Source organism: Pseudomonas sp. FW305-E2, assembly GCF_058782925.1.
In genome coordinates, this window is record NZ_JBYSYE010000001.1 from 1 (window position 1) to 20,704 (window position 20,704).

The 20,704-nt window shown below is 60.5% G+C and carries 15 protein-coding genes; 5 read left to right on the forward strand and 10 right to left on the reverse strand.

Annotated elements, in window-relative coordinates; genetic code table 11:
• The first annotated feature begins 325 nt into the window (after nt 1–325).
• A complete protein-coding gene (locus tag AC3WLP_RS00005) occupies nt 326–1,738 on the forward strand; it encodes a purine-cytosine permease family protein (protein WP_012051999.1) in 1,413 nt (470 codons plus the stop codon).
• Nucleotides 1,739–1,888: 150 nt separating this feature from the next.
• On the opposite strand, the gene AC3WLP_RS00010 is transcribed toward AC3WLP_RS00005, so the two are convergent.
• The 4 genes from AC3WLP_RS00010 to AC3WLP_RS00025 form a co-directional block, all read right to left on the reverse strand.
• Nucleotides 1,889–3,208 carry an OprD family porin gene (locus tag AC3WLP_RS00010; protein WP_003256081.1) on the reverse strand — a complete coding sequence of 440 codons (1,320 nt, stop codon included), beginning with the start codon at nt 3,206–3,208 and terminating at the stop codon, nt 1,889–1,891.
• A gap of 104 nt (nt 3,209–3,312) precedes the next feature.
• Nucleotides 3,313–4,041: a nitroreductase gene (locus tag AC3WLP_RS00015; protein ID WP_012051997.1), complete on the reverse strand. Its 729-nt coding sequence runs from the start codon at nt 4,039–4,041 to the stop codon at nt 3,313–3,315.
• Nucleotides 4,042–4,069: 28 nt separating this feature from the next.
• Complete coding sequence (locus tag AC3WLP_RS00020) at nt 4,070–5,422, reverse strand: MFS transporter (protein WP_014756263.1); 1,353 nt, start codon at nt 5,420–5,422, stop codon at nt 4,070–4,072.
• 270 nt (nt 5,423–5,692) lie between these two features.
• Nucleotides 5,693–6,718: an AraC family transcriptional regulator gene (locus AC3WLP_RS00025; RefSeq protein WP_004577492.1), complete on the reverse strand. Its 1,026-nt coding sequence runs from the start codon at nt 6,716–6,718 to the stop codon at nt 5,693–5,695.
• 231 nt (nt 6,719–6,949) lie between these two features.
• Between AC3WLP_RS00025 and AC3WLP_RS00030 the strand changes: the two genes are divergently transcribed.
• Nucleotides 6,950–7,405: a MaoC family dehydratase gene (locus tag AC3WLP_RS00030; RefSeq protein WP_004577493.1), complete on the forward strand. Its 456-nt coding sequence runs from the start codon at nt 6,950–6,952 to the stop codon at nt 7,403–7,405.
• Nucleotides 7,406–7,622: 217 nt separating this feature from the next.
• On the opposite strand, the gene AC3WLP_RS00035 is transcribed toward AC3WLP_RS00030, so the two are convergent.
• Nucleotides 7,623–8,510 carry a LysR family transcriptional regulator gene (locus AC3WLP_RS00035; protein WP_003256092.1) on the reverse strand — a complete coding sequence of 296 codons (888 nt, stop codon included), beginning with the start codon at nt 8,508–8,510 and terminating at the stop codon, nt 7,623–7,625.
• 112 nt (nt 8,511–8,622) lie between these two features.
• Here AC3WLP_RS00035 and AC3WLP_RS00040 point away from each other — a divergent pair, with 112 nt between their 5' ends.
• Together AC3WLP_RS00040 and ppnN are read left to right on the forward strand one after the other, a co-directional pair.
• Nucleotides 8,623–9,684, forward strand: coding sequence for a YeiH family protein (locus tag AC3WLP_RS00040; RefSeq protein WP_003256093.1), 1,062 nt, complete (start codon nt 8,623–8,625; stop codon nt 9,682–9,684).
• Between the two features lie 213 nt (nt 9,685–9,897).
• Entirely contained in the window at nt 9,898–11,271 is a 1,374-nt protein-coding gene (ppnN, locus tag AC3WLP_RS00045) for a nucleotide 5'-monophosphate nucleosidase PpnN (protein ID WP_003256095.1), read from the forward strand.
• 121 nt (nt 11,272–11,392) lie between these two features.
• On the opposite strand, the gene AC3WLP_RS00050 is transcribed toward ppnN, so the two are convergent.
• Together AC3WLP_RS00050 and pssA are read right to left on the reverse strand one after the other, a co-directional pair.
• Complete coding sequence (locus tag AC3WLP_RS00050) at nt 11,393–12,538, reverse strand: GGDEF domain-containing protein (RefSeq protein ID WP_003256096.1); 1,146 nt, start codon at nt 12,536–12,538, stop codon at nt 11,393–11,395.
• A 233-nt stretch (nt 12,539–12,771) separates the two neighbouring features.
• Entirely contained in the window at nt 12,772–14,100 is a 1,329-nt protein-coding gene (pssA, locus tag AC3WLP_RS00055; protein WP_014756256.1) for a CDP-diacylglycerol--serine O-phosphatidyltransferase, read from the reverse strand.
• A gap of 181 nt (nt 14,101–14,281) precedes the next feature.
• Here pssA and cahR point away from each other — a divergent pair, with 181 nt between their 5' ends.
• On the forward strand, nt 14,282–15,289 hold the full coding sequence (gene cahR, locus AC3WLP_RS00060) for a transcriptional regulator CahA (RefSeq protein ID WP_012051992.1): 1,008 nt from the start codon (nt 14,282–14,284) through the stop codon (nt 15,287–15,289).
• Between the two features lie 124 nt (nt 15,290–15,413).
• Here cahR and AC3WLP_RS00065 read toward each other — a convergent pair whose 3' ends face one another.
• From AC3WLP_RS00065 to katG, 3 genes are all read right to left on the reverse strand, one after another.
• On the reverse strand, nt 15,414–16,748 hold the full coding sequence (locus tag AC3WLP_RS00065) for an MFS transporter (RefSeq protein WP_012051991.1): 1,335 nt from the start codon (nt 16,746–16,748) through the stop codon (nt 15,414–15,416).
• 162 nt (nt 16,749–16,910) lie between these two features.
• Complete coding sequence (gene creA, locus AC3WLP_RS00070) at nt 16,911–18,122, reverse strand: creatinase (protein ID WP_014756254.1); 1,212 nt, start codon at nt 18,120–18,122, stop codon at nt 16,911–16,913.
• Between the two features lie 159 nt (nt 18,123–18,281).
• Nucleotides 18,282–20,537 (reverse strand): catalase/peroxidase HPI, encoded by a 2,256-nt coding sequence (gene katG, locus AC3WLP_RS00075; RefSeq protein ID WP_014756253.1) that lies wholly within the window; start codon nt 20,535–20,537, stop codon nt 18,282–18,284.
• Nucleotides 20,538–20,704: the final 167 nt, after the last annotated feature.

Sequence of the window (20,704 nt, forward strand, 5' to 3'; positions counted from 1 at the left end):
GGTTTTAACCCCGCGAAGAGGCCGGCCCAGGCAACCTTTCATCTGCCCTGAAAACGCGCACATCGCACCAACCCAGCCCACCGTGATCCGGTTGCCACCCCCGCCGCCCCTCTACCCCAAGGCCTTCAGCCAGCTGGCACTCTCCTTGCTACCGTCACCCGCTTAAGCTTTTGTCAGCCTTAGTTTTTTTAACGCTTATGGGCACATATTTACTAATTTCTCGTTATCCCCGCGCCCCTCATCATCGCTCCAACAAGAACGCGTCGCCCACCGCCGGCACGCCCCCGGGCAGTTCCCAATGCCCTACCTTGCCTTGGAGTCAGTCATGACCAGTGCAGCCAATTCGGCACCCCTGATAGAAAAACACACGATCGGCTACGTGCCCCCGCAAGACCGCCATGGAAAGGTAAGGGATCTGTTCACACTCTGGTTCGGCGGCAACATCGCGCCGTTGCCCATCGTCACCGGCGCGCTGGGTGTGCAGCTGTTCCACCTGAACCTGGTATGGGGCATCGTCGCCATCCTCGTCGGTCACCTGGTCGGCGGGGTGCTGATGGCCCTGCACTCGGCCCAGGGCCCGCAAATGGGCATTCCGCAGATGATCCAGAGCCGCGCCCAGTTCGGCACCCTCGGCGCGCTGCTGGTGGTGGTGATCGCCGGCGTCATGTACATCGGTTTCTTCGCTTCCAACATCGTCCTTGCCGGCAAGTCACTGCATGGCGTGGTCGACGCCGTTCCGGTACCGGTGGGCATCGTCATCGGTGCGTTGGGTTCAGGCATCATCGGCATCATCGGCTACCGCTTCATCCACGTGCTCAATCGCATTGGCACCTGGGTACTGGGTATCGGTATCGTGGTTGGCTTCGGCTACATCTTCACCCATGTGCAGAGCGACGATTTCCTCACCCGCGGCGGCTTCAACCTGGCCGGCTGGCTGGCCACCGTGTCGCTGGCGGCGTTGTGGCAAATCGCCTTTGCGCCCTATGTGTCGGACTACTCGCGCTACCTGCCGGCAGATGTCAAAGTCAGCTCGACCTTCTGGACCACCTACCTGGGCTCGGCCCTGGGTTCAAGCCTGTCGTTCATCTTCGGCGCCGTGGCCGTGCTGGCGATCCCGGCCGGCATGGACACCATGGACGCGGTCAAGCTGGCCACCGGCACGCTCGGCCCGATCATGCTGGTGCTGTTCCTGCTCAGTGTGATCAGCCATAACGCCCTCAACCTGTATGGCGCGGTGCTGTCGATCATCACCCTGGTGCAAACGTTCGCCTACCGCTGGATCCCCACCGCCAAAAGCCGTGCAGTGCTGTCGCTGATCGTGCTGTCGGCCTGCTGCGTGGTAGCGGTGTTCGCTTCGGCAGACTTCATCGGCCACTTCGTTGACATGGTGCTGGTACTGCTGGTGGTGCTGGTGCCGTGGACGGCGATCAACCTGATCGACTTCTACGCCATTCACAAAGGTGACTACGACATCCAGTCGATCTTCCAGGTCGATGGTGGGATCTATGGGCGCTACAACCCGCAGGCCCTGATCGCCTACGCTGTGGGTATCGTGGTGCAGATACCGTTCATGAACACCCCGCTGTACGTCGGGCCGATTTCCGAGCACATCAACGGGGCTGACCTGTCGTGGCTGGTAGGGTTGGCGATCACCTCGCCGCTGTACTGGTGGCTGGCGAGCCGAGACAGTGCCTACCGTCGTCGGCAGACCAGCGCCAAGCTGGCAGCAGTGGCTTGATCGGTACTGGCCTTTCGCAGCAAAAGATGAAACGGCGGGGTGCAGGCGTCCGAACGCCTGGTGCAATTCAGGCGGGAAACAGCGAACCCGTCGATTGGGAGTGAATGGCAAAAAGTGGGCCGGCGCCAGAAGGCCGGCCCATTTCGCTATTCAGAAGTTGAAGGTGTAACGCATGATCAAGCGATTTTCATTAGCGCTGTCAGCGTAGGTCGAGCGGTTCGTGGAGTTTCGCCATTGGAACGAAACACCCTTCGCCGGCCCACTCTGAATGACATAAGAGATATCAGTGACCCGCTCCCATTCTTTGCCCTCCTCCCCGTTAAGGCGGAGTGAAGCGGCTTGGCGGCTCTTCAGCAGATCAGGATCAACATCATCACCTTTCATGTACCGGGTGGTGAACAGCAAGCCAGGTACACCCAACGCAGCGAAATCAAAGTCGTACCTTGCGAACCACACCCGCTCCTCAGGGGCAGTGAATGTACTGACCAGCGATTCGCCGAACAGGTAGGTATCCGTGCCGTTCACGAACGCAAACGAGGTGTCGCCCCAAGCCTTCTGGTAACCGCCACCGAGGGTGTGTCCCTTGATGCTGTAGGCGAAGTAGCTACTCAGCGTTCTGTTGTCCACCTCACCCAGTTTTTTGGAGCCTGTCTCGCTGGCATCGAACACGCGAACATCCGCGATCACATTGCCTTCCCCCAACGGTTTGATGACTTTAATGCCGGCGAAGTAGGAGGTGTAGAGGTCTTCAAGCTCGGCGGCGTGCAAGCTGAAGGTCATGTCCTTCGTGGGCTTGAAGTCAAATGCCAGGTAGTTGTAGTGATCCGCCTCAACCGGGGCATAGCCCGTGGCTGTGAGTGATTCGAAATCGGTGGAATTACGCTGCTTCACGGCGTTGACCCTTATAGCCGTTACCGTCAATTTATCGATGTCGTTGACGGTCAGCGAACCACCGCGAAAGACCTGAGGCAGCAGGCGGCTGTTATTACTCCAGAGCAGAGGCATCAGAGGGTTTACCCCCCCTATCCTCAACTCCGTCTTACCCATCCTTGCTTTGGCGGTGGCCACGAACTTACCGTATTCATCCTCAACCTGCCTGTCGGAATCGTAGGCCAGCAGCCCTGATCCCGTTCTGTCCGGGCTGGAATCAAGCTTCACCCCCAGCAAGCCCATCGCATCAATACCGAAGCCCACGGGCCCTTCTGTAAAACCCGATTGCAAGTTCAAAATAAAGCCTTGCGCCCACTCATCGCGCTTGGACTGAGTGGCGCCATCATTGCGAAAATCGCGATTATAGTAGAAGTTACGGAGTTCGAGACTGCCTTTGAAGTCTTCCACGAACGCGGCAGAAGCATAAGGCGCGACCAGCAATGCTGCTGAACAAGCCAACGATTTTTTTAAAGCAATAGACATCACAGGCACCTTGTTCTTGTTGTGTGCTTGAACATGGAGCGCAGCGAAGCGCCCCATGCAATGCCAATCCTACAAATGGGTGAAGGCCCGCTTTTGCGGAATGATCGAAACAGTATCACCCTGCCCGGCGCTAAACTTGGACAGGGCGCACGCCAGGTTTTTTATTCTGAGTGAAAGGTCGTGAATGCACGCACGGGTTCACGGCCAGTAACCAACGTGTTCTCAATGCTGCCATCATCGGCATAACCCAAGCTCATCCCACAGACGAGCATTTGGCTCTTCGGTATTGCCAGCATTTCAGTGATGATGCTGTGATATTTAAGGAATGCTGCCTGCGGGCAGGTGTGCAAGCCTCTTCCCCGTGCGGCAATCATGAGGCTTTGCAGGAACATGCCATAGTCCAGCAGGCTCCCTTCCTGAAGCACGCGGTCAATTGTGAAGAACAGGCCAACAGGCGCCCCGAAGAAGCGATAATTCCGGCCGTGTTGCTCGTGCATCCTTTGTTTATCGCTTCGACTGATGCCCAACAAGCTATAGAGCCCCCACCCTACCTCCCTGCGCCGTTCGATGTAGGGAGATGTCCACTCCCTGGGGTAATACGCGTAGGGATCAGAAAAGCGTTGGTCATCAGCCGGATGGTCATCAACCTCAGTCAGTGCTGCGGACAACCGTGCCTTCATATCGCCGGTAACAACATGCACGTTCCAGGGCTGCAGGTTGACGCCTGTTGCGCTATAGCGAGCAACGTTCAGAACCGCTTCAATTTCCTCCCGCGGAACTGGGGTTGGGAGGAACGACCTGATGCTCCGACGTGAGACGATTGCCCAGTCGATCAAACGGGCAGTTTCGTCCGAACCTACCGGTGATTTGCGCAAGCGATCAATAAGCATACCTGGCACCTTTCTCTCAGCATTATGGTCAGGTCAGCTCATGGGCAACCGTGGCCTTCTTCCTCACTACAGCCGAGTCCGAGCGAGATTGGTTGATCATGGTCACTGCAACAGCCCCTACCAGGCCGGCGAGCGCAATTGCCATGAAGTTCTGCTCCAGCGGCAACGCCATCGACACCAAGGCACCAATCAAAACAGGCGCGACAATCGCCCCGACGCGACCGACGCCCGAGGCAAAACCGACGCCAGTCGAGCGGATGGTGGAGGGATAGAAATCGCCGGCGTATGCATAGGCCAGAAGCTGGGTGCCAAGGGTCGAGGCACCCACGATGAACACGACGACAAAGAGCAGTTCGGTGGAGCGGGTATATCCCAGCAACGTGAGTGCAACCGCGCCCACGACATAGAACACCACCAAGACGTGTTTGATGCTGAATTTGTCGCTAAGCCATCCACCCAGAATTGCACCGAAGATCGAACCGAGGTTGAACACGATGACGAAATTCAGGGCTGAACCGAGGCTGAAACCCGCCATGGCCATCAACTTGGTGAGCCACGAATTGAGCGCATACACCATGAACAGCCCAGTCATGAATGCCATCCAGATCATGACCGTGCTGTATCCACGGCCTTCCAGGAAAAGGCTTCGTACTGGCTTATCTTGAGCAGAGATAATCTGAGGATTGCCGACGAGCTGCGTGTCATCCGTGATCACAAGGTCAGGACGAAGGCGACGCGCGATGATTTTCAACTCGTCTTGTCGACCCTGCTTCAACATAAAGCCGATAGAGTCGGGCATTGACTTGAGAATGAAAGGAATCAAAACCACTGGCAGGACGGCCACGTAAAACACGTATTGCCAACCGTAGCTTTCGATCAGTTGTTTACCCGTCAGGGCTACCAGAATTCCGCCCACCGAATAGCCTGCGAAAACGATGGTCACCAGCCGGGTGCGAACTTTCAAGGGCGAGAACTCACCCATCTGCGCCGTACAGATGGGCAACACACCGCCGATGCCCAAGCCGGCGATAAAGCGCATGATACTGAAGGTCAGCGGGCTGTCAGTGAACCCTGCCGCAGCGGTGAAAACGCTGAACAGCGCCACACAGATCGCGATCATTTTCGGCCGGCCAATTCGATCTGCCAATGTGCCTAAAAAAATGGCGCCCAGCATTGTCCCAAACAATGCTGAGCCAGCCATTACCCCGGCGCTGGTTGCGTCAATTTGCATATCGGCCATGATGGCCGGTAAGGCAGCCCCCACCACTGCCAAGTCGTAGCCATCGATAATCAGAATTAACACGCACCAGAACAGAATAATTCCATGAAAGCGGTTAAACTTCGACTCTTCGGTCAACGTGTAAATATTCAAAGCACTCATACCGTGTCTCCTTCAATCTTATTGTTGTGTTTTTGAAGTCCACATACGTATAGCGATCTGGCACAACTCGACCACACGCACAGGTACGCATGGTTCCGCGTGTGAGTCGGGAGAGTTGAGAGGCACCAACTAGACGGCGCCCGAGAAAAATCGTAGGCCTTATGGCAAGCGCCAACCATGCCCAATGGCATCATTCTGCTTGACCGGAACGGGCAGTTTTGGAAAACCAGATGGCTTCAATCAGCGGGTGATCAGCCCAAGCGCAGAGGACTAGTCCCCTCGAGGGCTACGCAACGAGCGTCGGTAAGCACCAGGGGTGATACCCGTCCATTTTTTGAATGCCCTGTGGAACGCACTGGTTTCAATGAAGCCAACCTCTGACGCAACGCCATCCACCGTCATACCTGCCCGGCAGAGCAGACTGATGGAAATATCCCGCCTTAGATTATCTTTGAGCCGTTGGTAGGTGAAACCCTCAGCGTAGAGCCTTCGCTGTAGGGTGGAACTGGACATGCTCAAGTCGCGTGCGAGTTCATCGAGTTCAGGCCATGTGTGTGGAGAGAGCAGTTTTAGTCGCCGCCGGATCGTAATGCTCGTGCTGTCGTCGTTACGGTATTTCACAAGGAAGTTACTTGGCGTTCCCTTCAAAAACAAAGGCAGTGTGCTGAGCGTTTGGCAAACCTTGTACTCCAGAACATTCTTCTCGAAAACAGCGGAGGTTCTCTCGGCCCGCCACTCGATTTCCTCACAAAAACGCATTCGATAGTCGCTGTCGTCCTCTGGCTGAGGAGGACGCATCGATAACTTCAAAACAGGGATGCGCCTGTCGCACAGCCAACAAAGCAGACCGTGCACGAGGACCAGCCAGGCACCATAACAAAACGCCCTTCGCGACTCACCATGATCATGGATGACAATTGCAGCATACTCTCCATCGCACTCCACCGACCCATAGATGTCATCAAGGGCAGTCCTGAGAAACGCCAGAATCCGCTTGAGCGCCTGTCCAATGGTGTCGCAGCCGAGGGCCAACTGCGCCATCAGCTTGAAGCTACCTCTGCGAAGAGGGTGACTGTCTGCCGCAAAAAACTCATCGTCGAGCAAATCCGCTAACGCAATCCACAATCTGGAGAACGTACCAGCAGGTACCCTGGCATAGCGCTGGTCCAGCAGGCGTGGATCAATATGCGCGTGGCTGAGCACAGTAGCAACATCCAGGCCACGCAGTTCTGCTCCTTGAAGTGCGTCCCGCACGAGGCTGATCGACGTAGTGCCTTTGTGGGCAGAAAACTCCATCTGGGGCTCCGTTGCTAACTCGATACCAAAGGCTGCCTTGCAAAGCAGACACACCCGTAGAAGATCTACCGTACCAATATCACTGTGCCAGGTGTCAACGCCCCTTGTTTTTTATTGCAACACGTTTTGGATTACCGCCCAGAGAGGTCACAACACCTGAGGTAAGCGGGCATTGCTTCATTCTCGCCCCTGCATCCAGGATAGTCACCCCACCTGTTTAAGGCCCTTTCCATGAGTGCCAGCGAAATGTTCTGGGAGCAGTTTTCTGTCGGCCAGGCGTGGACACACCATCGAGATGAAGCGTTGGCGCAAGACGAAATCATCGCCTTCGCAAAGCAATACGATCCGCTATACATGCACACTGATCCTGTTCAGGCGCTTTCCAGCCCCCTGGGCGTACATTGTGCAAGCGGCGTGCATACCTTCGCACTGGCTCAGCGAATGCTGTGTGATGCGCTGTTTTCGGTGACGCATGTCGTGGCCGGGCACCGCATTGAAAACTTCATCATGCATCGACCTGTGAAGCCGAGAGATCGGCTCAGCCTGACGGCAAAGGTGATGAATGTCTCACAGCACGCTCGTCGAGACGATTGCGGCTGGGTCACGCTCGCGATTGCTGTGCAGGTAGCCGGCACCGGTTCGGTGTTGACCTACGACCTGACCGTGCTAATCGCACGAGCAAAATGACCCCGACGCCGATCCATTTGGCCAATCCTCATTGCTCAGAAGCCCCCAAACATCGCTCTCAAGTACCGCCGTCAGAGGGTCGCAATTGCGCGAAGCGGCTGAGCAAGCGGAGCGCGCAGGCTTTCAAATTTTGGGGGGCAGTCCAGGTGAAGCGCAGTCTTCAACATCTGTGCTGTAACCTGTGAGAGCGGGCACGCCCGCGAAGAGGCCAGCACAGTCAACCCACCTCTTGCATGGCAACACACAATTCAAGAAACCGCGAGGCAGCCCGCGAAGGCGTAGCCCCATGCGGCAACAGAATGGAAAAACGCCGCACCAGCGCCTGCGGCGCAACCTGCAGCCGGTGCAGCGCCCCATCTTCATGACGAATGGACATCGCCGACACAAAGCCAACCCCCATCCCGGCCCGGACGGCCTCTTTTACCCCTTCAACGCCAGCGATCTCCAGCGCCACTCGCATTGCCACGCCATCACGGGCAAACGCCCGCTCGACGATCTGCCGCACACCCGAGCCGCTTTCACGCAGTACCAAGGGGTAGGTGCCGAGCGCCGCCAGTGTCTGCTGGTCACTGCTTGCCAGGGGATGCCCACGGGGCACAATCGCCACGATCTCGTCCTCGCGCCACGGCGTCACTTGCGTACCCAACGGCAACTCCTGCCCGGGCGGCCCCTCGATCAGGGCAATATCAACACTGTCCAGGGCGGCGACGATCTCCGCCGTGTTGCCATGCGAGGTGCTGACCAGCACATCCGGATGACGCCCGTGAAAATCGGCGATCAGGTAAGGCAGCAGGTAACTGGCGGGCGTGGTACTGGCGCCGATGCGCAAGGTGCCGCGCTCCAGCCCGCGCATGGCCTCGCGCAATGCTTGCGCCTGTCGGAAGGTTTCGCGCAGGCGCTCGGCATGCGCCAGCAACTGCTCACCGGCCGCTGTCAGCCGCACGCCGCGGCCGGCACGTTGGTAAAGGGGTTCGCCAAACGCCTCTTGCAAGAGCTTGAGCTGGCCGGACACCGCCGGCTGCGACAGGTGCAGGGCTTGAGCGGCATGGCTGATGTTGCCGTGTTCGGCAACCGTGGCGAATGTTATCAGCTGTTCTGGGGTCATTTTTGAAAATTATCAGCTTTTCGGATATTTGCCATCCTAAATTACGATTTTTTATAAGCTTATAACCAGATTAACGTAGGCCTTGTCGAAACACCTTTTCCGGAGGACTCACATGGCCACGGTTCCGTCCAACCCTGCCTTTGCCCCTACCCTCTCCACCCGAGGGCGGCTCAATGGCATTCTTTTCGTCGCGCTGTTCGCGGTCGCAGTCACTCAACTGGCGGCCCTGCCCGCTATCGCCAACCTGGGCATCAGCCCGCTGATCGTGGGTATCGTCGCAGGTGCCTTGTATGGCAACGCGTTGCGTGACGGCGTACCGGCAAGCTGGGCGGCAGGCATCAATTTTTCCGCTCGCGGCCTGTTACGCATTGCTGTGGCATTTTTTGGCCTGCGGGTAAGCCTGCAGGAAATTGCCGAAGTCGGCTGGTCGGGGCTTATCGTGTCGGTGCTGGTAGTCACCAGTACCCTGCTGATCGGCCTGTGGTGTGGCATGAAAGTGTTCAAGCTCGACCGCGATACCGCCTTGCTCACCGCCGCCGGCAGCGCTATCTGCGGCGCTGCCGCCGTGCTGGCATTTGAATCGGCGCTGCGCAGCGCCCCCCATAAAAGCGCCATGGCAGTCGGAAGCGTGGTGCTGTTCGGTACCTTGTCGATGTTCCTTTACCCGCTGGCGATCAATGCCGGCTGGCTGCATCTGGATACCATGGGCGCCGGGCTGTTGCTGGGCGGCACAGTCCACGAAGTGGCGCAGGTGGTAGGCGCGGCCAGTAATGTCAGCCCCGAAGCCACGCATATCGCCACCATCGTCAAGATGACCCGGGTCATGCTGCTGGTGCCGGTACTGCTGGTGGTGGGCCTGTGGATCAGCCGTTCGCGCAAGGCTGGCCAGGCGCAGGGCAACGGGCGCATTGCCATGCCCTGGTTCGCTTTTGGCTTCCTGGCACTGGTACTGGTGAATTCGCTGCAAGTGCTGCCTGGCAGCGTGACCCAGGCCGTGAACAGCCTGGACACCTTTGCCTTGACCATGGCCATGACGGCGTTGGGTATGGAGACCCGCTTCAGCCAGATTCGCCAGGCCGGGCCACGGGCGCTGGCGACCGGGGCGATCCTCAACCTGTGGCTGGTTGGCGGGGGGTTGGCGATTACCCTGGGGGTGCAGAAGCTGTTGGGCTGACTGGAGACCGGGTTGGCTGCTTCGCGGGTAAACCCGCTCCTACACAGGTCCGCACCGCCATCAAGGCTTGCGCTGTACCTGTATAGGAGCGGGTTTACTCGCGAAGCAGGCCGCCCGGTCTCAAGGTTTTTCACAGCCCCCCTCGTTGCCGTCCACATTTCTCGGTATGGTGGTGTCAAAGAAGGATGTTTTACCCGCACAGGAAAGACTTAGATGCCTCAACGCCATGTCATCAATGCATCCGTCAGCCCCAAAGGCAGCCTGGAGACGCTGTCACAACGTGAAGTGCAGCAACTGAGTGAAGTCGGTACCGGTAGCCTTTACACACTGTTCCGCCAGTGCGCCCTGGCAATCCTCAACACTGGCGCCCATGTTGACAATGCCAAGACTATCCTTGAGGCCTACAAAGACTTCGAGGTGCGTATCCACCAACAGGACCGCGGCGTGCGCCTGGAGCTGCTGAACGCGCCGGCCGACGCCTTCGTCGATGGCGAAATGATCGCCAGCACCCGTGAAATGCTGTTCAGCGCCTTGCGCGACATCGTCTACACCGAAAGCGAGCTGGCCAGCCAGCGCATCGACCTGGAAAGCTCCCAGGGCATCACCGACTACGTTTTCCACCTGCTGCGCAACGCGCGTACCTTGCGCCCGGGCGTGGAGCCGAAGATGGTGGTGTGTTGGGGCGGCCACTCGATCAGCACCGAGGAATACCAGTACACCAAGAAGGTCGGCCACGAACTGGGCCTGCGCAAGCTGGATGTCTGCACCGGCTGCGGCCCGGGTGTGATGAAAGGCCCGATGAAGGGCGCCACCATCGCCCACGCCAAGCAACGCATGCATGGCAGCCGCTACCTGGGCCTGACCGAGCCTGGCATCATCGCCGCCGAGGCGCCCAACCCGATCGTCAACGAACTGGTGATCCTGCCAGACATCGAGAAGCGCCTGGAGGCCTTCGTGCGTGTCGGTCACGGCATCATCATCTTCCCGGGCGGTGCCGGCACGGCGGAGGAGTTCCTGTACCTGCTGGGCATCCTCATGCACCCGGACAACCACGACCTGCCGTTCCCGGTGGTGCTCACCGGCCCGCGCAGCGCCGAGCCTTATCTGCAACAGTTGCACGCTTTCGTCGGCGCCACGCTGGGTGAAGCGGCACATCGCCTGTACGAAATCATCATTGATGACCCGGCGGAAGTCGCCCGGCACATGGTCGAAGGCCTCAAAGCGGTCAAGCAGTTCCGCCGCGAGCGCAACGATGCCTTCCACTTCAACTGGCTGCTGAAGATCGAGGAGAGCTTCCAGCGACCGTTCGACCCGACCCACCAGGCCATGGCCGACCTGGACTTGCGTCGTGAGCTGCCGCCCCATGAACTGGCGGCCAACCTGCGCCGGGCGTTTTCCGGGATTGTCGCAGGCAACGTCAAGGACAAAGGCATCCGCCTGATCGAGGAACACGGGCCGTATCAGATCCACGGTGACAGCGCCGTACTGGACCCGCTGGGCCGGCTGCTGCAGGCATTTGTCGACCAGCACCGGATGAAGCTGCCCGGCGGCGCGGCGTATGTACCGTGCTATCAGGTGGCAACCTGACCACGCTGTTTTGCTGATGACGGGCATGGATGCCCGTCAAACGCGGGGGCCGGGTGACGGGAGCGTCTGTACGGATCACCCACATGGGTTACATGAGAGCTCACCCACCTAGGTGATTCGCTCACTGCCGGAGTTCAACCACCGTCCGCTCGAAAAACCGAATGCTGTCGCGCCCCCCACGTTTGGACTGGTACAACGCCACATCCCCCTGCTCGATCAACGCCGCCAGGCTCGCCGGCGGCTGGTCGAACACGTTGGCACCAATGCTCAAGGTCACCGCCTGGGGCGTAGGCACCGTCTTGTCGGCGTACTGCTGGAACTGCTCACGCAGCCCACTACCCAGTTCCATGACCCGTTCACTGCTCGCGCCACTGAGCAAGATGACGAATTCATCCCCGCCCAATCGCGCCGCCAGCGAGCGCTCGGGCAGCGCCGTCCGGATCATCTCGCTCAAGGCAATCAGCAAACGGTCGCCGGCGATATGCCCGTGCAGGTCGTTGACCAGTTTGAAGTTGTCGATGTCGATCAGTAGCAATGCCCCAGGTTGCGCCGGGCTCACGTCCTTGAAGAAATGCCCCGCCCGTACCTCCAGTGCACGCCGGTTGTACAGCGCAGTCAGCGGGTCACGGGCGGCCAGCCGGGCAATCCGCTCTTCACGCCGGTAACGTACGGTGCCGGTCATCGACAAGGCAATCAGCATGATCGCCATCGCGCCTTCCACCAGCGAAACCTGAATGATCAGCCCGCCAAAGGTCGCCAGGTCAATCAGCGTGCCTGGCGTGATCGCGATGGCCGCCTTGGCCACATAGAACAGCCCATGGATCAGCAACACATAGCGCAGCTGCACGGCCCCGACACTCAGGGATTTACCATGTGGCCGCAGCAGGAAACTGGCCTTGAGCGTCAGCGAGGCCACCAACAACGAGTTGACCATCAGCATCACCTTCGACCACTGCGGGCCCACGGGCAGCAGCAGCAAGGCGAACCAGACCAGCACGATCATCAACCAGGCACGTGACAAGCGCTCCTGGGTGAAGCGCAGCACGCCGATCAGGAAAAAAACGTGGGCCACCACCAGCAAGCCATTGGCGAACCAGATACCGATGAACAGCAAGCCGATCCCGCGCAACAATGCCAGGGTGCTACCAACCGTAATCGTGGCGAAACCCGCACTCCAGTACAGTAATGAGGTTTCGCGCACACTACGCCATTCAATCGCCAGGTACAAGGCGGCCGCAGCGGCCAAAGCGACTGAAATAGTCAGCATCGTGGGTGGATCTAATGCCATATACGCATTGGCCTGTCTGGTTAACGGGAAAAGGCCCGACTGTCTGCGACCGTGATCACGTTTCAGAGGGGCCTTGCAGTGTTGCCTGCACATTGTAATCCAGCCCCTGACAAAGGGCCGTGGGCAGCAATATCATAATGACATCAATGCGCGGTGCGCACCACTCTGACCCTGTCGCTGGCTTGCTGGCGACAGGGCCCGTACAGGCGATGTCAGAGCACCCGCTTGATCAACGGTTCCAACCGGCTATAGCGCAACCGACGCAGAAACTTGCGCACTTGCTTGGGATGTTCGGCCTTCTCCCCCAGCGCCTCTGCCGAACCGATTCTCGGCGCAAAGCGCCGCAGTTCGCTCAACTCCGCTTCCCGTGGCGCCAGCCATTGCCCCTGCGGGTCGTCGATCAGCAGGCCGTTCTCAAGGTCCAGGTTGAACCCGCGCGGGTTCAGGTTGTTGCCGGTCAGCAGCGAATAACGCTGATCGATCCACACACCCTTGGCATGGAAGGTATGCCCCGGGTCGTTCCAGATGCGTACTTGCAGCTGGCCACTGGCAATCGCGGCGTGGCGGCGGCGGGCAAAGGCGCGCAGGTTGTCCTCATACAGATAGGGCAATGCACCACTGGCACTGAACGGCTCGCCAGGGGCGATGTAGAAGTCGTTGGCGGTGCGGTCACCGACAATCAGTTCCACCCCAACCCCCCGTGCCAGCGCATGGTCAAGTTCGCGCATCACGACCTGTGGCGGGTTGAAATACGGCGTACTGATGATGATCTGCGTGCGCGCCACTGCCAGCAAGGCGCACAGCGCCCGGTTCAGTGGATTGCCACGGCCCACACCCAGCAGCGGGATCACCTGCAGGCCCTGCCCCGTCACGCTGGCCGGTACCTCGTAGGCCATGCGCCGCAGCCGTGCGCGCAAACGCCGAATGTCACCGCGCAAACTGCGGGTAGAAGGTGGCGCCGGCAGGTCGAGGCGCGGTGTGGCGGTATGGTGCAGCAAACGCTGAACCAGGCCGACCATGGCATCAGCCAGTGCCGGTGACTGGAACAGGTGGTAGCGATCCAGGCGATAGCGGTCGAAACGATGCAGGTAGACGTTGTTCAGACTGGCGCCGGTGTAGATCACGCAATCGTCGATGATGCTGCCTTTGAGGTGCAGCACCCCGAACAGTTCGCGGGTCTGCACTGGCACGCCATGAATCGCGATGTCCAGCCCGCGCAACTGACGCTGGGCCTGATACCAGGCGGCATTGCCCGGCTGACGCCCGGCCCCCAGCAGCCCGCGCCTGGCGCGGAACCAGTCGACCACGATGGTGATCTCCAGGCCTGGCCGCTCGGCCTTGGCCTGGTACAAGGCATCCAGGACTTCCTGGCCAGCCTCATCCTCCTGCAGGTACAGCGCGACGATAACGATGCGCCGAGTCGCCGTACGGATGCGCTCGAACAGGCAGGCGCGGTAAGCCCTGGCATCGGGCAGCACCTGGATCGCTTCGGGGGCCATGGCGTAGCCTGGCAAGCCCGCCAGCATGGTTTCGGGGTTCACTGACGCTCACCTTCTCTGTGCAATCACTGTCGGCCCAGCCAGCCGGCGGGGCCATTCCTGGCCGCTGCATCCGGGGTGTATGATCGACCCGGCAACGACCCATAACAACAAGAACCACGCGAGGCTCTGCTTTCTCACTGCCCCTGCCCAACCAGGCCTCAGCTTGCACAGGAACAGCGCAATGGTCCACCCCGCTTCTGCAAACCTATCGCCGTCTAGTGTAAAGAATTGTTCGGCAAAGACCTTTGGCTTCCTGATTTTGCCCAGTTTCACCACCATCGGCCTTGCGTCGGCGGTAGAGACCCTGCGCATGGCCAACCTGGCCGCGCGCAAGCCACTGTATCGCAGTGTGCTGATCGCCGCAGACGACGCGCCGGTGGTGGCCAGCAACGGCATGCGCGTACTGCCCGACTACAACATTACCAACGCCCCCGCGCTGGATGCCTTGCTGGTGGTCGGCGCCAACCCGATCGACCGAAGCCGTAGCAACCGCCCATTGATCGACTGGTTGCGCCAACTGGCCCGCCAGCGCTTGCCACTGGGCGGTATCTGCACCGGTAGCTACCTGCTGGCCAAGGCCGAATTGCTCAAGGGTTACCGCTGCACCATCCACTGGGAAGACCTGCCGACGTTGCAGGCACACTTCCCCGGTATCGTGATCTCCAGCCAGCTGTTCGAACTGGACCGCGACCGTTACACCTGCTCAGGCGGCGTGGCAGCCATGGACATGATGTTGCAACTGGTGGCCCGCGACACGGGCGGCCAGGACATCGCGGCCAAGGCCGCCGAGCTGTTGCTGTGCGACCGCGTACGCGGTGAGCGTGAGCGGCAGCGTGTGCCGCTGCGTACCCTGCTCGGCAGCGCCCAGCCCAAACTGAGCCAGGTGGTGGCGATCATGGAGGCCAATCTCGAGGAGCCGCTGGGGCTGGAGGAACTGGCCAGCCTCAACGACGTGACCGTGCGCCAATTGGAGCGGCTGTTCCACAAGTACCTGCAGCGCACGCCCAGCCAGTATTACCTGGAGCTGCGGCTATCACGGGCGCGGGAGTTACTGCTGCGCAGCGACGTGCAAGTGCGTGAGGTAGCGCTGGCCTGCGGCTTCAGTTCGCCTGCGCATTTTTCCAAGAGTTATAGCCGGTTCTTCGGGCTGTCGCCTTTAGGGGAGCGGCGGCAGGCCTCTCTCCACTGACGGGGGTCAGGTATTGGCATTGCTGGCCTCTTCGCGGGCAAGCCCGCGCCTACACGCACATCGGTGGTCCGCCACAGGCCGTTGTAGGAGCGGGCTTGCCCGCGAAGAGGCCAGTGCAGGTCAACTAATCTTCAAGGGCCGCGTGCGCCGTCTCCCGACACATCAGCATGGCCACCAGCGCCACCAGTGCTGCCGCCAGCAAGTATCCTGCCGGGGCCAGCTTGCTGCCCGTCACCTGAATCAGCCAGGTGGCAATGAACGGCGCAGTCCCGCCAAACAGCGAATTGGCCACATTGAAGCTCAGGGCAAACCCGCTGAAGCGCACCCGGGTCGGAAAGATTTCGGCCAGCAGGCACGGCAAGGTCCCGTCGTTCATCGCCAGCATCGCACCAAAAAGGATCTGGATGGCCAGAATCACCAGCAGCGGCTGGCCGTCCAGCAGGCGAAACAACGGCACGGTCAACCCCAGGAACAACAGCGAGGCCACCACCAGCATGGTCTTGCGACCAAACTGGTCTGACAGCCGCCCCATCAGGAAGATCAAGCCGATATAGGTGGCCAGCGACACCGTCGAGGCGATGAACGAATCCCGCTCGCTCATGCCCATTTCACTGGACAGGTAGGTCGGCATGTAACTGAGCAACAGGTAGAACGCAACCGCATTCAGGCAGGTGACACCCATGCCGATCGCCAGACTGCGCCGGTGCTGGCCCAGCAGTTCGCGCAGCGGCGTCGTGGCCATGCCGGCCTTGGTTTCCAGGCGCTGCTCCATCTCCAGGAACTTGGGCGTGTCCTGCAAGCTCATGCGGATATAGCGCCCTACCAGGCCGAACGGCGCCGCCAGCAGGAACGGCAGGCGCCAGCCCCATTCATGCAGGGCTTCACTGCTGAGCAGCTCATGCAGCACCGCAACGAACGCCGCACCGAACAACAACCCCGCCGCTGTGCTGGCCGGCACGATGCTGGTGTACAAGCCACGCCGCCCAGGCGGCGCGTACTCGGCCAGGAACGCAGCGGCCCCGGCGTACTCACCCGAGGCGGAAAACCCCTGTACCAGGCGGATCAGCAATAGCAAGGCCGGTGCCCACAGCCCGATCTGCGCATAGCCCGGCAACAAGCCGATGCAGAAGGTGGATACCGACATGATCAGGATCGACCACGACAACGCGTTGCGCCGACCGTGTCGGTCGCCGAAATGGCCCCAGACAATGCCGCCCAGCGGGCGTACCAGGAAAGACAACGCGAATACCGCGAAGGTAGCCAGCAGGCCGGTGGTCTTGTCAGTTTGCGGGAAGAAGGTGGCGGCGATGATGGTGGCCAGATAGCCGTAGGCGGCGTAGTCGAACCACTCGACGAAGTTGCCCATGAAGCTGGCCCGGGCGGCCTTGCGCAGCGCCTGGCGTTCGGCGTTGTGCGCGGGGCCGGCGATGGCGGATGGGTCTAGGGTGGTGCTGGACATGACGGGTACCCTCTGGTTCTTTTAATTGGAGGCAGGGTCTGGTGGTCATACGGGGATCTTGTTGTTGTCTGGGCCGGCCTTTTCGCGGGTGAACCCGCGCCTACGACAACGGTGAAATCTTTGTAGGAGCGGGCTTGCCCGCGAAGCAGCCGACGCCGATGCTTATTTGTGAATGATGTTGTGCTCCGGCCCATACGGGAACCTGGTGATGTTCTCGGCGCCGCTGTCGTTGACGATCAGGATGTCGTGCTCGCGATAACCGCCCGCCCCCGGCCGCCCTTCAGGCAGCATGATCATCGGCTCGATCGACACCACCATGCCCGGCTCCAGCACGGTATCGATGTCCTCGCGCAGCTCCAGCCCAGCCTCGCGGCCGTAGTAATGGCTGAGCGTGCCGAACGAATGGCCATACCCGAAGGTGCGGTACTGCAGCAGGTCGTGGCGCAGGAAGATCTCGTTCAGTTCGCGGGCGATATCGCTGCAGCGCATGCCCGGGCGCACCAGTTTCAGCCCGGCTTCGTGCACTTCGACGTTGGCCTGCCACAGGCGCAGGTACTCGTCCGGGCAGTGGTCAAGGAACAGGGTGCGCTCCAGCGCGGTGTAGTAGCCGGCGATCATGGGGAAACAGTTGAGGCTGAGGATCTCGCCCTTGCCCACACGGCGGCTGGTGACCGGATTGTGTGCGCCATCGGTGTTGAGCCCGGACTGGAACCAGGTCCAGGTGTCCATCAGCTCGGCGTCGGGGAAGCGTTTGGCAATTTCGCGCACCATCGCCTGGGTGGCATGCAGTGCCACCTCGTACTCGGGCACCTGCTCACGCAGGGCCTCGACCACTGCCGCCCCGCCGATGTCGGCCACCTGTGCACCGTGACGGATAAGTGCCTGCTCCTCGGCCGACTTGATCATGCGCATACGCATGCACGGCGCAGCGATGTCCACCAGCTCGGCCTTGGGGTAGCAGGCGGCGAGTTTGCCGTGGTTCTGCAGGTTCAGGTGGTCGTACTCCACGCCGATGCGCGAGGCCAGCGGCAACGCCTGCTGGATGGCGACGAAATAGTTGTCGCGCTGCCAGTCGGTGTAGACAATGTTGTCAGTGCCGACCGTGCGCCGCCAAGGTTGCCCGCCGTCGATGTTGGCACTGATCGAGACCACCTTGTCCTGGGTGATCACCAGCGCATAGGGGCGGCCGAACGAGCAGTAGAGGAAATCGCTGTAGTAGTTGACGTTGTGGTACGAGGTGAAGATTGCCGCCTCAATGTCCTGCTCGGCCATATAGGCCCGCAGCCGGGCGTGGCGAGCAGCGTATTCCTGAGCGGAGAAGGTTGGTTGTACCTTGTCGCCATTGCGAATTTTCAGGGTCTTGGGCATTTGCATGGTCGGGGTTCCTTGTCGTTGTGAGCACGCTGTTCAGGCCGGCCGCCTGAGAAGCATTGCAACAGAACCGACGAGGACACTTTTGTATCTATCCGACCTGGAATTGGCGGGATAACCACTGGCCAAGGGGGCGCTGAGCGCGCCCCCCGCCAGGCAACGCTATTTCAAATCAAAGCGGTCCAGCTCCATGACCTTCTGCCAGGCGGCCACAAAGTCGCGGACAAACTTGTCACCCCCATCACTGCTGCCATACACCTCGCTCAACGCCCGCAACTGGGCATGCGAACCGAACACCAGATCGACCCGGCTACCGCTCCACTTCACCTGCCCGGTCTTGCGGTCGCGGCCTTCGAAGGTTTCGTTGTCCGCTGAGGTCGGTTTCCACTCCACGCTCATATCCAGCAAGTTGCGGAAGAAGTCGTTGCTCAGCGTCCCCGGCTTGTCGGTGAACACGCCGAGGTTGCTGCCACCATGGTTGGCACCGAGCACCCGCAGGCCACCGATCAGCACGGTCAGCTCCGGCGCGGTCAGGGTCAGCAACTGCGCCTTGTCCAGCAACAGTTTCTCGGCCTTGACGCTGTAGCGTGCCTTGGTGAAGTTGCGGAAGCCGTCGGCCAGCGGTTCCAGCACGGCGAACGACTCGACGTCGGTCTGCTCCTGGGACGCATCGACTCGGCCCGGGCGGAACCCTACGCTGCCGCTGTAACCCGCATCCTTGGCAGCTTTTTCGACTGCCGCGGTACCGGCCAGCACGATCAGGTCGGCCAGGGAAACCTTTTTGCCGCCGTTGTTGAACTCGCCCCGGATTTTCTCCAATGCCGCCAGCACCTTGTCCACGCCCTGGTTTGCAGCCCAGTCCTTCTGTGGCGCCAAGCGCAAACGTGCGCCGTTGGCACCACCGCGCTTGTCGGAGCCGCGGAAGGTCGACGCGGATGCCCAGGCGGTGGAGACCAGTTCGCCCACGCTCAAACCCGAGGCCAGGATCCTGGACTTGAGGGTCGCGATGTCTTGCTCGCTGATCGTGGATGGGTCAGCTTTGGGCAACGGGTCTTGCCACAGCAACTCTTCATTGGGCATTTCCGGGCCCAGATAGCGCGCCAGCGGGCCCATGTCGCGGTGGATCAGCTTGTACCATGCACGGGCAAAAGCATCCGCCAGCTGGTCAGGGTTTTCTTTGAAGCGGCGAGCGATTGGCTCGTAAATGGGGTCGAAACGCAATGCCAGGTCGGAGGTCAACATCGACGGTGCGTGCTTTTTACCGGGATCGTGTGCATCGGGCACCGTGCCTGCGCCTTTGCCGTCTTTCGGCCGCCACTGGTGCGCGCCGGCCGGGCTTTTGGTCAGCTCCCACTCAAAGTCGAACAGGTTATTCAGGTACTCGTTGCCCCACCGGGTCGGGGTGGAGGTCCAGGTCACTTCCAGGCCGCTGGTGATGGTATCCCCGCCTTTGCCGGAGCCAAACGTGTTGTGCCAGCCCAGGCCCTGCATCTCCAGGCCTGCCGCTTCCGGCTCGGGGCCGACGTTGTCGGCGGGGCCGGCACCATGGGTCTTGCCGAACGCGTGACCACCGGCGATCAAGGCCACGGTTTCTTCATCGTTCATGGCCATGCGGCCAAAGGTTTCACGGATGTCCTTGCCCGAGGCCACGGGGTCGGGGTTACCTTCCGGGCCTTCCGGGTTCACGTAGATCAGGCCCATCTGCACGGCGGCCAGCGGGTTTTCCAGGTTACGCTCGGCCGACAGGTCGCGATTCTGCTCTTCACCATGCTTGGCCGGCTCGGCCACCAGGTCACCCTGCCCCGGCGGCTGCGCCTTGACCTGATCCTTGCCGTAACGGGTATCGCCGCCCAGCCAGACCTTTTCCGACCCCCAGTACACGTCTTCGTCCGGCTCCCACACATCGGCACGCCCGCCGGAGAAGCCGAAGGTCTTGAAGCCCATGGACTCGAGGGCAACATTACCGGTGAGTACGATCAGGTCGGCCCAGGAAATCTTGTTGCCGTACTTCTGCTTGATCGGCCACAGCAGGCGCCGAGCCTTGTCCAGGCTGACGTTGTCCGGCCAGCTGTTGAGCGGGGCGAAGCGTTGCTGGCCAGAGCCCGCACCACCGCGGCCATCACCAATGCGGTAGGTGCCCGCGCTGTGCCAGGCCATGCGGATGAACAGCGGGCCGTAGTGGCCAAAGTCGGCCGGCCACCAATCCTGCGAGTCGGTCATCAGGGCAGTCAGGTCTTTCTTCAGGGCCTGGAAGTCGAGGCTCTTGAACGCCTTGGCATAGTCGAAGTCCGGGTCGGGGCTGGACTTGGAGGAATGCTGGTGAAGAATTCTCAGGTTGAGCTGGTCAGGCCACCAGTCACGGTTGGTGGTGCCGCCACCTGCGGTTTGATGGAACGGGCATTTCGATTCGTTCGACATCTGCGGGTACCTTTGGGTCGGTTATCCAGATTTCCGGTCTATGCCAGTGTTCTTTCAGCCGAGCGGGTGGACTCGTACTACCCCTCATCAGGTGTACACGGGGCTTGCGAAGCTGTCACGGCGGGGGGGCACGGTCTTGCACGCAGGTGCTGACGCGCTGCCCTGTC